General features: G+C 52.7%; 16 protein-coding genes and 2 tRNA genes. 14 read left to right on the top strand and 4 right to left on the bottom strand.

Going from position 1 to position 14,764, the window contains the following annotated elements; genetic code table 11:
- Positions 1 to 78 precede the first annotated feature (78 nt).
- Both ibaG and murA read left to right on the top strand, forming a co-directional pair.
- Positions 79 to 336: a BolA family iron metabolism protein IbaG gene (ibaG, locus tag KTJ90_RS17140; protein ID WP_003851098.1), complete on the top strand. Its 258-nt coding sequence runs from the start codon at positions 79 to 81 to the stop codon at positions 334 to 336.
- Positions 337 to 403: 67 nt separating this feature from the next.
- On the top strand, positions 404 to 1,663 hold the full coding sequence (murA, locus tag KTJ90_RS17135; RefSeq protein ID WP_008925414.1) for a UDP-N-acetylglucosamine 1-carboxyvinyltransferase: 1,260 nt from the start codon (positions 404 to 406) through the stop codon (positions 1,661 to 1,663).
- Positions 1,664 to 1,736: 73 nt separating this feature from the next.
- Here murA and KTJ90_RS17130 read toward each other — a convergent pair whose 3' ends face one another.
- Entirely contained in the window at positions 1,737 to 2,021 is a 285-nt protein-coding gene (locus KTJ90_RS17130; RefSeq protein ID WP_003851095.1) for a helix-turn-helix domain-containing protein, read from the bottom strand.
- 238 nt (positions 2,022 to 2,259) lie between these two features.
- On the bottom strand, positions 2,260 to 3,231 hold the full coding sequence (ispB, locus tag KTJ90_RS17125; RefSeq protein WP_033762310.1) for an octaprenyl diphosphate synthase: 972 nt from the start codon (positions 3,229 to 3,231) through the stop codon (positions 2,260 to 2,262).
- Between the two features lie 256 nt (positions 3,232 to 3,487).
- On the opposite strand from ispB, the gene rplU reads away from it, so the two are divergent.
- The 3 genes from rplU (at position 3,488) to cgtA (ending at position 5,487) form a co-directional block, all read left to right on the top strand.
- Positions 3,488 to 3,799: a 50S ribosomal protein L21 gene (gene rplU / locus KTJ90_RS17120; RefSeq protein ID WP_008925416.1), complete on the top strand. Its 312-nt coding sequence runs from the start codon at positions 3,488 to 3,490 to the stop codon at positions 3,797 to 3,799.
- Positions 3,800 to 3,814: 15 nt separating this feature from the next.
- Complete coding sequence (gene rpmA / locus KTJ90_RS17115) at positions 3,815 to 4,072, top strand: 50S ribosomal protein L27 (RefSeq protein ID WP_003851093.1); 258 nt, start codon at positions 3,815 to 3,817, stop codon at positions 4,070 to 4,072.
- Between the two features lie 242 nt (positions 4,073 to 4,314).
- On the top strand, positions 4,315 to 5,487 hold the full coding sequence (gene cgtA, locus KTJ90_RS17110; RefSeq protein WP_003851092.1) for an Obg family GTPase CgtA: 1,173 nt from the start codon (positions 4,315 to 4,317) through the stop codon (positions 5,485 to 5,487).
- Positions 5,488 to 5,657: 170 nt separating this feature from the next.
- On the opposite strand, the gene dacB is transcribed toward cgtA, so the two are convergent.
- Positions 5,658 to 7,091: a serine-type D-Ala-D-Ala carboxypeptidase gene (gene dacB / locus KTJ90_RS17105; protein ID WP_033743117.1), complete on the bottom strand. Its 1,434-nt coding sequence runs from the start codon at positions 7,089 to 7,091 to the stop codon at positions 5,658 to 5,660.
- Between the two features lie 248 nt (positions 7,092 to 7,339).
- Between dacB and greA the strand changes: the two genes are divergently transcribed.
- A complete protein-coding gene (gene greA, locus KTJ90_RS17100; RefSeq protein WP_003851087.1) occupies positions 7,340 to 7,816 on the top strand; it encodes a transcription elongation factor GreA in 477 nt (158 codons plus the stop codon).
- A 106-nt stretch (positions 7,817 to 7,922) separates the two neighbouring features.
- On the opposite strand, the gene yhbY is transcribed toward greA, so the two are convergent.
- Positions 7,923 to 8,216, bottom strand: a complete 294-nt coding sequence (yhbY, locus tag KTJ90_RS17095; protein ID WP_008925418.1) for a ribosome assembly RNA-binding protein YhbY — start codon at positions 8,214 to 8,216, stop codon at positions 7,923 to 7,925.
- Between the two features lie 127 nt (positions 8,217 to 8,343).
- Here yhbY and rlmE point away from each other — a divergent pair, with 127 nt between their 5' ends.
- From rlmE to rimP, 8 genes are all read left to right on the top strand, one after another.
- Positions 8,344 to 8,973, top strand: a complete 630-nt coding sequence (gene rlmE, locus KTJ90_RS17090) for a 23S rRNA (uridine(2552)-2'-O)-methyltransferase RlmE (RefSeq protein WP_008925419.1) — start codon at positions 8,344 to 8,346, stop codon at positions 8,971 to 8,973.
- Positions 8,974 to 9,086: 113 nt separating this feature from the next.
- Entirely contained in the window at positions 9,087 to 11,012 is a 1,926-nt protein-coding gene (ftsH, locus tag KTJ90_RS17085; RefSeq protein WP_033743100.1) for an ATP-dependent zinc metalloprotease FtsH, read from the top strand.
- A gap of 79 nt (positions 11,013 to 11,091) precedes the next feature.
- Positions 11,092 to 11,931, top strand: a complete 840-nt coding sequence (folP, locus tag KTJ90_RS17080; protein WP_438477244.1) for a dihydropteroate synthase — start codon at positions 11,092 to 11,094, stop codon at positions 11,929 to 11,931.
- Positions 11,928 to 13,262, top strand: a complete 1,335-nt coding sequence (glmM, locus tag KTJ90_RS17075) for a phosphoglucosamine mutase (RefSeq protein ID WP_003851080.1) — start codon at positions 11,928 to 11,930, stop codon at positions 13,260 to 13,262. The genes folP and glmM overlap by 4 nt, the downstream gene beginning before the upstream one ends.
- A 216-nt stretch (positions 13,263 to 13,478) precedes the next feature.
- A complete protein-coding gene (secG, locus tag KTJ90_RS17070) occupies positions 13,479 to 13,817 on the top strand; it encodes a preprotein translocase subunit SecG (protein ID WP_003851074.1) in 339 nt (112 codons plus the stop codon).
- A 37-nt stretch (positions 13,818 to 13,854) separates the two neighbouring features.
- Positions 13,855 to 13,941: transfer RNA gene (locus KTJ90_RS17065), tRNA-Leu, on the top strand.
- Positions 13,942 to 14,000: 59 nt separating this feature from the next.
- Positions 14,001 to 14,077: transfer RNA gene (locus KTJ90_RS17060), tRNA-Met, on the top strand.
- A 211-nt stretch (positions 14,078 to 14,288) separates the two neighbouring features.
- A complete protein-coding gene (rimP, locus tag KTJ90_RS17055) occupies positions 14,289 to 14,741 on the top strand; it encodes a ribosome maturation factor RimP (protein WP_010251795.1) in 453 nt (150 codons plus the stop codon).
- Positions 14,742 to 14,764 lie beyond the last annotated feature (23 nt).

Below are 14,764 nucleotides of genomic sequence, written 5' to 3'. Positions count from 1 at the left end.
GGGGCTTTTGCGTATTTAAGAGTCAGCCGCTTTCCTCTACTATGTCAGCCTTATTATTATTAAGTGAAGTTAAGCCCAATGGAAAACAGTGAAATTCAGGCCGTGCTGATGGCCGCATTGCCTTTAGACGAAGTTCATGTGATGAGCAACGATGGCAGCCATTTTCAGGTGATCGCCGTAGGCGAACTGTTTGGCGAACTGAGCCGCGTGAAAAAGCAGCAGGCTGTCTATGCGCCGCTGATGGAATTCATCGCGGATAACCGCATGCATGCTGTCTCTATCAAAACTTATACTCCCGCTGAATGGGCACGTGACCGTAAACTCAACGGTTTCTGATCCTTCTGCGTGGTGAACTCGCCGTGAGCGAGTCCAATTTTTAGCTAGTTAATCGAGAGCCGTGTTGATGGAAAAATTTCGTGTGCAAGGCCCCACCCGTTTAAGTGGTGAAGTCACCATTTCCGGGGCAAAGAACGCCGCACTTCCTATTCTGTTTGCTGCCCTGCTGGCTGAAGAGCCGGTAGAGATTAAGAACGTGCCAAAGCTGCGCGACATTGATACCACCATGAAACTGCTGAGCCAGCTGGGTGCGAAGGTCGAACGCAACGGTTCTGTGCATGTCGATGCCAGTGCGGTAGATGTGTTTTGTGCGCCTTATGACCTGGTCAAAACCATGCGTGCCTCAATCTGGGCGCTGGGTCCGCTGGTGGCGCGTTTTGGTCAGGGTCAGGTTTCTCTGCCGGGTGGCTGCGCTATCGGCGCGCGTCCGGTTGATCTGCATATCACCGGTCTGGAACAGCTGGGTGCTGAGATCAAACTGGAAGAGGGCTACGTTAAAGCCTCAGTCAATGGACGCCTGAAAGGCGCGCTGATTGTCATGGACAAAATCAGCGTTGGCGCAACGGTCACTATCATGAGTGCAGCGACGCTGGCGACAGGTACCACTGTGATCGAGAATGCGGCGCGTGAGCCGGAAATTGTCGATACCGCCAACTTCCTTAACACCCTGGGTGCCAAAATCAGTGGCGCAGGTAGCGACAAAATCACCATCGAAGGCGTTGAGCGTCTGGGTGGCGGTGTTTATCGCGTTCTGCCCGATCGTATCGAAACCGGTACCTTCCTGGTGGCTGCTGCCATTTCAGGCGGCAAAGTGATGTGCCACAAAACCCAGCCAGATACCATGGATGCTGTATTGGCTAAGCTGCGTGATGCGGGTGCCGATATTGAAACCGGTGAAGACTGGATCAGTCTGGACATGCACGGCAAGCGACCAAAAGCGGTTAACGTGCGTACCGCTCCGCATCCGGGGTTCCCGACAGATATGCAGGCACAGTTCACCCTGTTAAACATGGTTGCGGAAGGCACGGGTCTGATTACCGAAACCATTTTCGAAAACCGTTTTATGCATATCCCTGAACTGATTCGCATGGGCGGACATGCTGAGATTGAGAGCAACACGGCAATCTGTCATGGGGTTGAAACCCTGTCAGGTGCGCAGGTGATGGCGACCGATCTGCGTGCTTCTGCCAGCCTGGTTCTGGCGGGTTGTATTGCGGAAGGCACGACGTTCGTTGATCGCATTTATCACATCGATCGTGGCTATGAGCACATCGAAGATAAACTGAAAGCAATGGGCGCGAACATCGAGCGTGTCAGCGAAGAGTAAGTCTGCTGAGGCACTCAAAAAGCCAGCCCCCTTCAGGGCTGGTTTTTTTTTCGCCTGAAAATAGCCTGCGGTCTCAGTTGCTGTCGGAATGCGCTGCAGGCGTCCGGATACGTTTTCTGCGATCCAGCAGGCGGTGGGTGTGGGGATCATAATATCGACTGGGCCAGATCTCACTCGGGTGAATCGTTAGCGCGTCGGCGATCAGCCATTCTCCTTTGGGCCACGGGCGCGTCAGCGCATTAGCCAGTGTTGACGAACTCAGACCCGATGCGCGTGATAGTGCTGCCAGCGTCATACCGCGTTTGTGCAGCGCCGCGATAATGTCAGCCGGATGCCAGTCTTCCTTTATTTTTTCCATAACCTGTTCTCCTTTTCCTTGTCATTGCGTCGTCCAGCAGGACGTTGGCTTTCCTTTTTAGTGCCATCTGGAAAGAACAGGGGTTTTATAGCAAAAAGTTTCCATTAATTTCCAGTTATTTTTAGATCCAGCGCCGGGTCTGTGGGATGACTCGCAAAAGGTGTGCAAATGCTTGCAGGAAATAAGAATAATGGGGACGGATGAGATGAAAACGGAGCCCGGAAGGCTCCGTGAGGGATCAAAAATCGCGCTGAACTGACATGTGCGCCAGCGACTCCAGGGCACTGCGCCATGGCGATTCCGGCAGAGTTCTCAGGGCTTCAATGGCTTTATCCGCTTCCTGTTCGGCACGACTGCGCGTCCACTCCAGTGAACCGCACTGATTCATCGCTTCCAGTACGGGTTCCAGCAGATGGCGGCCGTTTCCCTGTTCAATGGCTTCACGGATCATCTTCGCCTGTTCAGGCGAGCCGTGCTGCATCGCATGCAGCAGTGGCAGGGTGGGTTTGCCTTCACTCAGGTCATCGCCAGTATTTTTACCCAGCGTTTCACCATCAGCACTGTAATCCAGTAAGTCGTCAATTAACTGGAAAGCCGTACCCAGATAGCGCCCATAATCCTGCAGGGCTTTTTCCTCTTCAGGTGTGGCTTCAGCCAGAATTGCAGAAGCCTGCGAGGCGGCTTCAAACAGACGCGCTGTCTTGCTGTAAATGACGCGCATGTAGCTCTCTTCAGTGATGTCGGGATCATTGACGTTCATCAGCTGCAGGACTTCACCTTCAGCAATGACGTTTACTGCCTCTGACATCAGCGCCAGGATACGCAGCGAACCCATGCTGGTCATCATCTGGAAGGCGCGGGTATAAATAAAGTCACCGACCAGCACGCTTGCCGCATTGCCAAACGCCGCGTTAGCGGTCGCTTTGCCACGACGCATATCGGATTCATCCACGACATCGTCATGCAGCAGCGTGGCGGTGTGGATAAATTCGATCAGCGCCGCATTGGTCACGTGCAGGTCGCCCTTGTAGCCCATGGCACGTGCGGAGAGCACGGCAATCATGGGACGGATACGCTTGCCCCCACCACTGATGATGTAATAGCCCAACTGGTTGATGAGCGAGACATCTGAATTCAGCTGGTCGAGGATGGTCTGGTTAACGGCAGCCATATCCTGTGCGGTTAATTCATTAATCTGTTCTAAGTTCATTCGTCTTTTCAGCTATGACTCGTTATCTCTGCCATGGTAAGTGGTTTACTCAGCCAGCGTTCAGGTAATCTGTTACTGATTGTACTTGAATTTTGTGCCTGAGAAACGGTTGCATTCAGCCTGTGTTTTTTTTCTGCAAGAGTGTGCAAAGTGCTCTTGTCTTCTTCTGGAGTTTTGCGTAGAATTCGCGCCCTATTGTGAATATTTAGCGCGCCGCCTGATGAACTAAAAGGCAAGCGCAGAAGCGGAGTTTTATATGTACGCGGTTTTCCAAAGTGGTGGTAAACAACACCGAGTTAGCGAAGGTCAGACCGTTCGCCTGGAAAAGCTGGACATCGCAACCGGTGAAACGATTGAGTTTGACCAGGTTCTGATGATTGCTAATGGCGAAGACGTGAAAATCGGCGCGCCACTGGTTTCAGGCGGAATGATCAAGGCAGAAGTTGTTGCTCACGGTCGTGGCGAGAAAATTAAGATTGTTAAGTTTCGTCGTCGTAAGCACTACCGTAAGCAAGCAGGCCATCGCCAGTGGTTCACTGATGTGAAAATCACTGGTATCACGGCGTAAGAGGAGATCTGACAAATGGCACATAAAAAGGCTGGTGGTTCGACTCGAAATGGTCGTGACTCCAATGCAAAACGTCTGGGTGTAAAGCGTTTCGGTGGCGAATCTGTTCTGGCAGGTAGCATCATCGTTCGTCAGCGTGGCACCAAATTCCACGCCGGTACCAATGTAGGTTGTGGTCGTGACCACACCCTGTTTGCTACCGCAGACGGTAAAGTACAGTTCGAAGTTAAAGGTCCGAACAACCGTAAATACATCAGCATCGTTGCTGAGTAAGGTTGTCGTGACGCAGACGTTTAACGTCTGAACGCACGAATTGAAGGCCCCGCAGCTCCTGCGGGGCTTTTTACATTCTGCGGTCTGTTGCGGTAAAAGCGACGCATCACAAAAGTTTGCTGTACACTTTGTGTACGCACTGGCGAAAGCCAATCCTGATTTATCCGCCGCTGGTCAGCGCAGAAGACCCTGGCGGACCCGTCTGCAGAGTGCTGCAGACGATTGTGTGACGGAGATAGAAAATGAAGTTTGTAGATGAAGCGACAATTTTGGTCGTCGCCGGTGATGGCGGTAATGGTTGCGTGAGCTTCCGCCGCGAAAAATATATCCCGAGAGGCGGCCCTGATGGCGGTGATGGCGGTGACGGCGGTGATGTTTATCTGATCGCTGATGAAAACCTCAATACCCTTATCGATTATCGTTTCGAAAAATCTTTCCGGGCAGAGCGCGGACAGAACGGCCAGAGCCGCGACTGTACAGGCAAACGCGGTAAAGATATCGAAGTTAAAGTGCCGGTCGGCACCCGGGTTATCGATCAGGGTACCGGTGAGACACTCGGTGACATGACGCGTCACGGCCAGAAACTGATGGTCGGCAAGGGCGGCTGGCATGGTCTGGGCAACACGCGCTTCAAATCCTCAGTGAACCGCAGTCCTCGTCAGAAAACGATGGGTACTCCAGGTGAAAAACGTGACCTGCAGCTGGAGCTGATGCTGCTGGCAGATGTTGGGATGCTGGGCTTACCGAACGCCGGTAAATCAACCTTTATCCGTGCTGTTTCAGCTGCCAAACCAAAAGTGGCGGACTATCCATTTACCACGCTTGTGCCGAGCCTGGGCGTAGTCCGTATGGACAGCGAGCAGAGCTTCGTCGTGGCTGATATTCCTGGCCTGATTGAAGGCGCAGCAGACGGTGCTGGCCTCGGTATCCGCTTCCTGAAACACCTTGAGCGTTGCCGCGTATTGCTGCACCTGATCGACATCGATCCGATCGATGAAAGCGATCCGGTTGAAAATGCCCGCATTATTCTCGGCGAGCTCGAAAAGTACAGCGAGAAGCTGTTCAACAAGCCACGCTGGCTGGTCTTCAACAAGATTGATCTGATTAGCGAAGAAGAAGCGCAGTCACGGGCAAAAGCCGTTGCTGAAGCGCTGGGCTGGGAAGATAAGTATTACCTGATCTCTGCCGCAAGCCGTACTGGTGTCAACGAACTCTGCTGGGACGTGATGAGCTTCATCAATGCCAACCCGAAAGAAGCCGAGCTTGAAGAGAAACAGCCGGAAAAAGTGGAGTTTATGTGGGACGATTACCACAAAGAAACCATTGAAAACACGGTCGAAGTGGAAGATGAAGAGTGGGATGACGACTGGGATGATGAAGACGACGAAGGTGTTGAAATCATCTATCAGCGTTAACCGCGCGTCTGCTACAGCGTGATATAGGATGCCCCCTTTCAGGAATGAAAGGGGGCATTGTTCTTTCTGGAGCCTGCTCTTCAGGGCGACGCTGATATCTGCTTCTGAAGCGTTCAGCCATAAAAAAACGCAGCAGGTTGATCACCTGCTGCGTTTTTATTACTGCGTAATCAGTTGTTCTGATTGATATCGCGGTAGAGTCGGCTCTCGAAACGCACCAGGGGAATACGACGGGTACGTTGATCTTCCGGCGGTACCGCATACCCGGAAAGGAACTGAACGAACGCCACCCGCGCGCCACTTGAGGTAGTGATAAAGCCCGCCAGGTTATAGACGCCCTGCAGTGAACCGGTTTTCGCCGAGACTTTGCCATCCAGTCCTGCTTCATGCAGTCCGCCCCGATATTGCAGCGTGCCATCATAGCCAGCCAGCGGCAGCATCGAAATATAATCCAGCGTGTTGTCATTCTTCGCAATGAACTGCAACACCTGCATCATGGTTTGCGGCGAAATCAGGTCGTGGCGCGACAGGCCGGAACCATCGACCTGGATGCTGTTGCCCATATCGACGTTGGCTTTCGCTTTCAGGATACGACGAACCGCATCCTGCCCGGCACGGAAGGTTCCTGGTACGTTGAAGTAGTGATGACCAATAGTGCGGAACACCGTGTCGGCAATCATGTTGTCTGACTTCTTCAGCATGGTGTGCAGCAGCGTATGCAGCGGCGCGGACTGGGTCGATGCCAGTACGGTGCCTGGCTCCGTGACCTGCGTCTGACGCACCAGATGCCCGCTGTAATCAATCTCTGACGACCGCAGTTCCGCCTTGAGAATCTCGCCAGCCCAGGCCGCACCATCCTGCACGGCAAAGGCCAGCGGCAGCGGTTCGGCACGCTGACGCATACAGCCAGTCAGCGTGTAGCGGTTCAACTCGCCCGGCACCACATCCAGTTCACAATATTGCCCTTCGCCGCTGTTGCGGCCGATGGTGCGGACCTGGCTGTACATATGCGCCGGATAATAGGAGGCGATGCGAACAAAGGCATTTTCACCCGGCGTATTCGCGCTGTAGAGCGACACCGAGAAACAGTTCTTATCAACAATCGCTGCACCCGGCGGGGCGCTGAAGCACTGAGTCATATCGTTCCACGGCCAGCCCGGCGCCATGTCGTGACTGGCAAACACGGACGTGTCGATAACCAGATTGCCTTTGATATGGTTAATACCCTGCTTCTTAATCGCCGCGACCATGTTGCGCAGATCCTGACGGGTTAAAGTGGGATCACCGCCGAAACGTGCGACTAAATCGCCGTTCAGGGTGCCATCTATAATGGCGCCGCGAGTCTCAAAAGTGGTCTGAAAACGGAAATCGCCACCCAGTTCCAGTAATGCCGCCAGCGCCGTCACCACTTTCATGGTACTGGCGGGCAGGGCCATCTGTTTTCCGTGATAATCAATGATCGGTGTTGAAGCACCCACTTTCTGGACCATCAGCGCCAGATTGGCACCGTCTGGCAGGTATTGCATGTATTCATCAACTGGCGCTGCGTGTGCCTGCAGCATAAATGCACAGCTTAATCCGGTAACAAGTCGTGAAAATCGCATAATCTCGCGGTAACTGGCAGGTGAGGGCGTCAATACTACGTTGCCGGACGGTGCAAAGTAAACGATGACCCGCAGTGAACTCTGGGGTAAAATACGTATCAAATTGCAAAACTCTTTTCTGGCCTGGAAGCATCTCCGGGTCAGGATTCTTTTATTTGCAAAAACGGGCTAATGTGCCGCAGAACGCTTTTTTCTGCAGTCACCGGTCAGGATGACATCGTTAACAGGAAAGAGGGCGAGGAGCTTAAATGAATCAGATTCCGATGACGTTAAGAGGCGCTGAAAGATTGCGCGAAGAGCTGAACGAGCTGAAAACCGTGAAGCGCCCGCGCATTATCGCCTCTATCGCTGACGCACGCGAACACGGCGATTTAAAAGAAAACGCGGAATACCATGCTGCGCGTGAAGAGCAGGGTTTTTGTGAAGGGCGTATTCAGGAGATTGAAGCCAAACTCTCCAATGCGCAGGTGATCGACGTCACCCAGATGCCTAAAACTGGCCGCGTAATTTTCGGCGCAACGGTAACCGTACTGAATGTCGAGACCGACGAAGAGTCGACTTATCGTATCGTGGGCGATGACGAAGCGGACTTTAAGCAAAATCTGATTTCGGTCAATTCGCCAATGGCGCGTGGCCTGGTGGGAAAAGAGGCCGATGATGTGGCTATTGTTAAAACCCCAGGCGGCGACGTTGAGTACGAAATCCTGAAGGTGGAATACCTTTAAGATGTTGCTACGCTTTGAAAAGCGTTAAAGCACAATGTAAAGAAAAGAAAAAGGCCGCATCGCGGCCTTTTATCTGAGGTAAGAGCATGTCACTTTCTTTGCCCACTTAACGTGGCAGAGAAATTTTGCTCTCTTTAGAGGGGCGATACAGCACCAGCGTTTTGCCGATCACCTGTACGTTGCTGGCACCGGTCTCACGCACGATAGCCTCAACGATCAGCTGTTTCGTTTCACGATCTTCCGAGGCGATTTTTACCTTGATCAGTTCGTGATGCGCCAGAGCCTGCTCGATTTCGGCCAGCACGCCTTCAGTCAGGCCGTTGCCACCCAGCATAACCACGGGCTTGAGTGGATGGGCGAGGCCCTTGAGGTGCTGTTTTTGTTTGGTACTTAGATTCATCGTAGTTTTTTACTTACTCAGGGATTGAAAACGGTTCATTCTACCGCCATCTCGGGTATATCACCAAATCGACGCAACCCATTGCGTGCAGGTTTATCGCTACGATGACGATTTAGTTGGAAATAATATGACGGGTAAAAAGCGTTCAGCCAGCTCCGGCCGCTGGCTTCAGGAACACTTTAGCGATAAATATGTGCTCCAGGCGCATAAAAAAGGGTTGCGCTCGCGCGCCTGGTTTAAACTTGATGAAATACAACAGGGTGACAAGCTGTTCAAACCCGGTATGACCGTGGTAGATCTGGGTGCCGCACCCGGTGGCTGGTCGCAATATGTGGTACAGCAAATCGGGAACAAAGGGCGCGTCATTGCCTGTGATATCCTGCCAATGGATCCAATAGTCGGTGTCGATTTCCTTCAGGGCGATTTTCGTGAAGAATCGGTGATCAATGCGCTGCTTGAGCGCGTTGGCGATCAGAAAGTTCAGGTTGTCATGTCCGACATGGCGCCGAATATGAGTGGTACACCTGCCGTAGATATTCCCCGGTCGATGTATTTAGTGGAGCTGGCGCTGGAGATGTGTCGGGATATCCTGGCACCTGGCGGCAGTTTTGTAGTGAAAGTGTTTCAGGGAGATGGCTTCGATGAATACCTGCGGGAAATTCGCTCCCTGTTTACGAAAGTAAAAATTCGTAAGCCGGACGCTTCACGTTCTCGTTCACGTGAAGTGTACATTGTGGCGACTGGGCGCAAACTATAACCAAATTGCTGGAGAAGTCCGCAGCGTTGCTGCGATTCCATGTATGCAGGAACTATAGTACCCTACGCTATCTGTTAACACCGATGTAATATGAGGTTAATCCCTTGAGTGACATGGCGAAAAACCTGATTCTCTGGTTAGTCATCGCGGTCGTGCTGATGTCAGTATTCCAGAGCTTTGGGCCCAGCGAGTCGAATGGCCGTCGGGTTGATTATTCAACCTTCCTGTCGGAAGTGAACCAGGATCAGGTCCGCGAGGCACGCATTAACGGGCGTGAAATTAACGTTGTCAAAAAAGACAGCAATAAATATACCACCTACATTCCTGTCAATGATCCTAAGTTGCTCGATAACCTCTTGACCAAAAACGTCAAAGTGGTTGGCGAACCGCCGGAAGAACCAAGCCTGCTGGCTTCAATCTTCATTTCGTGGTTCCCGATGCTGCTGCTGATCGGTGTGTGGATCTTCTTTATGCGTCAGATGCAGGGCGGTGGCGGAAAGGGCGCGATGTCCTTCGGCAAAAGCAAAGCCCGCATGTTGACGGAAGACCAGATTAAAACCACTTTCGCTGACGTCGCAGGTTGTGACGAAGCGAAAGATGAAGTGGCTGAGCTGGTGGAATATCTGCGTGAGCCGAGCCGTTTCCAGAAGCTGGGCGGTAAAATTCCAAAAGGCGTTCTGATGGTGGGGCCACCGGGTACCGGTAAAACCTTGCTCGCAAAAGCGATTGCTGGCGAAGCGAAGGTGCCTTTCTTCACTATCTCCGGTTCTGACTTTGTGGAAATGTTTGTCGGTGTCGGTGCATCCCGTGTGCGCGACATGTTCGAACAGGCTAAGAAAGCGGCACCGTGCATCATCTTCATCGATGAAATCGATGCCGTTGGCCGTCAGCGTGGCGCCGGTTTAGGCGGTGGTCATGATGAACGTGAGCAGACGCTGAACCAGATGCTGGTTGAGATGGATGGTTTTGAAGGTAACGAAGGTATTATCGTTATCGCCGCGACTAACCGTCCTGACGTACTGGACCCTGCGCTGCTGCGTCCGGGCCGCTTTGACCGTCAGGTTGTTGTAGGCCTGCCCGATGTACGCGGTCGTGAGCAGATCCTGAAAGTGCATATGCGTCGTGTGCCACTGGCTACCGATATTGATGCAGCGATCATTGCACGTGGTACCCCAGGCTTCTCCGGTGCCGATCTGGCCAACCTTGTCAACGAAGCAGCGCTGTTCGCCGCCCGTTCAAACAAGCGTGTGGTGTCGATGGTTGAGTTCGAGAAAGCGAAAGATAAAATCATGATGGGTGCGGAACGTCGCTCCATGGTGATGACGGAATCGCAGAAAGAGTCAACGGCTTACCACGAAGCCGGCCACGCGATTATTGGTCGCCTGGTACCAGAGCATGATCCGGTCCATAAAGTTACGATTATCCCGCGCGGCCGTGCGCTGGGTGTGACCTTCTTCCTGCCTGAAGGCGACGCGATCAGCGCCAGCCGTCAGAAACTGGAAAGCCAGATTTCAACGCTTTACGGCGGTCGTCTGGCAGAAGAGATCATCTACGGTGCAGAACGTGTTTCTACCGGTGCGTCTAACGACATCAAAGTCGCGACTAACCTGGCACGTAACATGGTGACGCAGTGGGGCTTCTCTGAAAAACTGGGTCCGTTGCTGTATGCAGAAGAAGAGGGTGAAGTGTTCCTTGGACGTTCTGTCGCGAAAGCGAAACACATGTCTGATGAAACTGCCCGCATCATCGACCAGGAAGTCAAACACCTGATCGACAGCAACTACCAGCGTGCTCGCCGCATTCTGGGTGAGAACATGGACATCCTTCACGCGATGAAAGACGCGCTGATGAAGTATGAAACCATTGATGCACCGCAGATCGACGACCTGATGGCACGCCGCGAAGTGCGTCCGCCAGCAGGCTGGGAAGATCCAGGCAGCAACTCAGACAGCAACGGTACGCCAAAGGCGCCACGTCCGGTTGATGAACCGCGTACGCCAAACCCAGGCAATACCATGTCAGAGCAGTACAACAAATAAGACGCAACATCGTCAGACAAAACCCCGGCTGGTCCGGGGTTTTTTACATCCAGATATTGATCAGCAAGGAGTTTTCACCATGAAGTTGTTTGCCCGTGATTCCCATCTCGATTTATCTTTCCCGCATGTGATGGGCATTCTGAATGTCACGCCGGACTCCTTTTCAGATGGTGGTAAACATAACGCGCTGGTTGATGCGCTGACGCATACCAATGAGATGGTTAATGCAGGTGCCACCATTATCGACGTGGGCGGTGAATCAACCCGTCCTGGCGCTGATGAAGTGAGTGTGGAGGAAGAGCTGGAGCGGGTGATTCCGGTGGTCGAAGCCATCGCCCAGCGTTTCGAAGTCTGGATCTCAGTGGACACCTCTAAAGCCGAGGTTATCCGGGAAGCTGCGCGAGTGGGTGCTCACATCATTAATGACGTTCGTTCACTCACTGAACCAGGCGCGCTCGATGCTGCAGCCGCTACCGGACTTCCCGTCTGTTTAATGCATATGCAGGGCGAGCCGCGCACCATGCAGCAGGCACCGTTTTACGAAAACATCTTAAGCGAAGTGGACACTTACTTCGCTCAGCAGATTGCACGCTGTGAAGCGGCGGGAATTAAAAAAAAGCGGCTGATACTCGACCCGGGCTTCGGTTTCGGTAAAAATCTCAGCCACAATTATGAACTGCTGGCTCATCTGGGCGATTTTCACCACTTCGGTCTGCCGCTGCTGGTTGGGATGTCGCGTAAATCAATGATTGGTCAGCTGTTAAATGTCGGCCCATCACAGCGTTTAACCGGCAGCCTGAGCTGCGCGGTGATTGCTGCCATGCAGGGCGCGCAGATTATTCGCGCGCATGACGTAAAAGAGACGGCCGAAGCGATGCGCGTGGTCGAAGCGACCCGAAGAGCAAAAGGAGTATCATGAGTAATCGTAAATATTTCGGTACAGACGGCATTCGCGGCAAAGTCGGTGAAACCCCCATTACCCCCGATTTTGTCCTGAAGCTCGGCTGGGCCGCAGGTAAAGTGCTGGCGCGCCATGGTTCTAAGAAGATCATTATTGGTAAAGATACCCGTATCTCTGGCTACATGCTGGAGTCCGCGCTGGAAGCAGGCCTCGCTGCGGCAGGCCTGACAGCGGCGTTTACCGGCCCGATGCCGACGCCCGCCATCGCCTATCTGACCCGCACCTTCCGCGCAGAGGCGGGCATTGTGATTTCGGCGTCGCACAACCCGTTTGACGACAACGGGATTAAGTTCTTTTCCTCCGAAGGCACCAAATTGCCTGATGACGTTGAAGAAGCGATTGAGCTGGAGATGGAAAAGCCGATTACCTGTGTTGAATCAGCGCAGTTAGGCCGTGCCAGCCGCATCGTGGATGCCGCAGGGCGTTACATTGAGTTTTGCAAAGGGACATTCCCCAGCGAACTGAATCTGAATGGCCTGAAGATTGTGGTCGACTGTGCCAATGGCGCCACCTACCACATCGCGCCGAATGTATTGCGTGAACTGGGTGCGACCGTCATTGCTATTGGTGTCCAGCCAGATGGCATGAACATTAATAAAGAGTGCGGTGCAACCGATCTCAAACTGCTGCAGCAGCGTGTGCTGGCCGAGAAAGCTGATATTGGTCTGGCCTACGACGGCGACGGCGACCGTATCATGATGATTGACCATCTGGGCGACAAAGTGGATGGTGACCAGATCCTCTATATCATTGCACGTGAAGCATTGCGCCAGGGACAGTTACGCGGCGGTGTAGTGGGTACGCTGATGAGTAACATGGGACTGGAGTTAGCGCTGAAGCAGCTTGGCATTCCGTTTACCCGCGCCAAAGTGGGTGACCGTTATGTGCTGGAGAAGATGCAGGAGAAGGGCTGGCGTCTCGGTGCTGAGAACTCCGGTCATGTGATCCTGCTCGATAAAACCACGACCGGCGACGGTATCGTTGCAAGTTTGCAAGTACTTACTGCAATGGTGCGCAACCACATGAGCCTGCACGATCTCTGCAGTGGTATGAAAATGCTGCCGCAGGTTCTGGTCAACGTGCGCTTTTCAGGTGAACATGATCCGCTGCAAAGCGATGCCGTCAAAACCGTGACCGCGGAAGTGGAAAAAGCGCTGGCAGGTCGCGGACGTGTTCTGCTGCGTAAGTCCGGCACCGAGCCATTGATTCGTGTGATGGTCGAAGGCGAAAATGAGGCGCAGGTCACCGAACTGGCGAATCGCATCGCCGATCAGGTCAAGGCCGTTTAAAACCGCAACAGGCAGTCTGCAGAGTGTGGAACTGCCTGTAAAATCACCGGGATGGCGCTTTTTTCTGCAATCAGTTCGGGTAGTAAAAATTGCACTTGCAGAGATATGCGCCTTTGGTTAGTATTCACACCCGCTTCTGATGGGTGATGACGAGACTCCCCATCAATACTGGTGAAGCTTTAACTGTACGATTATCGTGCAAGGAACAGGTTGAATATGTACGAAGCTCTTTTAGTTGTTTTCCTTATTGTAGCTATCGCCCTCGTGGGTATGATCATGCTGCAGCAAGGCAAAGGCGCTGATATGGGAGCCTCATTCGGTGCAGGCGCATCCGGTACAGTGTTTGGTTCGTCGGGTTCAGGTAATTTCATGACCCGTACTACTGGCATTTTAGCGGCATTGTTCTTCATCATCAGCCTGGTTCTGGGTAATCTGAACAGCAATAAAGCGTCAAAAGGAAGTGAGTGGGAAAATCTTTCTGCGCCGGCGCAGTCTTCTCAACAGACTGAAAAGCCAGCTCAACCGGTTACACCGGGCAGCGATATTCCTAAGTAAGGTCGTCAGCACAACGAATCGTTGTGGTCAGTGCAGTGCCGTGGTGGTGGAATTGGTAGACACGCTACCTTGAGGTGGTAGTGCCCGATTGGGCTTACGGGTTCAAGTCCCGTCCTCGGTACCAAATCGTAGTATCACTTGCATTTTTTGCAGGTCTGGCGTATTATTCGCCACGTTTTCGGACGCGGGGTGGAGCAGCCTGGTAGCTCGTCGGGCTCATAACCCGAAGGTCGTCGGTTCAAATCCGGCCCCCGCAACCACTTTCCCTTTGAGTTCTTTTTCAAATATACTGTATGCATCGACGGACGCATTCACGGCTATTTTTTGAAAGAAAATTCTTTGGATGGAGTCCGGGCCGCATTGCGGCATACAGGGTCCAGTGATTAAAAGCCCCGAATATTCGGGGTTTTTTGTTATTAGCGAATCGTAATACTGGGCTATAGGCCCTTTTTTTATGTCTTGGGGGTGGGCTTGTCCACATTAGAGCAAAAATTGACAGAGTTGGTATCGGCTCCCGTAGAAGCGCTGGGTTACGAACTGGTTGGAATTGAATTCGTTCGTAGTCGCACATCTATCCTGCGCATCTATATTGATAGTGAAGATGGCATCAATGTCGATGATTGCGCCGATGTCAGCCACCAGGTAAGTGCGGTAATGGATGTTGAAGATCCTATTACTGTTCCTTACAACCTTGAAGTCTCTTCACCGGGACTCGATCGTCCTCTGTTCACCGCTGAACACTACACCCGCTTTATGGGTGAAGAAGTGAGCCTGGTGTTGCGTATGGCCGTTCAGAACCGCCGTAAATGGCAGGGAACCATCAAGTCAGTTGATGGCGAGATGATCACGGTGCACGTTGAGGGTAGCGATGAAGTGTTCGCGCTGAGTAATATTCAGAAAGCGAACCTGGTCCCCCACTTTTAAAAGTCCGGATTGAGGCTAACCAG

Source organism: Pantoea jilinensis, from assembly GCF_019104105.1.
Taxonomy (GTDB): Bacteria; Pseudomonadota; Gammaproteobacteria; order Enterobacterales; family Enterobacteriaceae; genus Pantoea; species Pantoea eucalypti.
The sequence above is the reverse complement of the archived record's forward strand: the minus strand, read 5'-3'. Positions and strand labels throughout refer to the sequence as shown.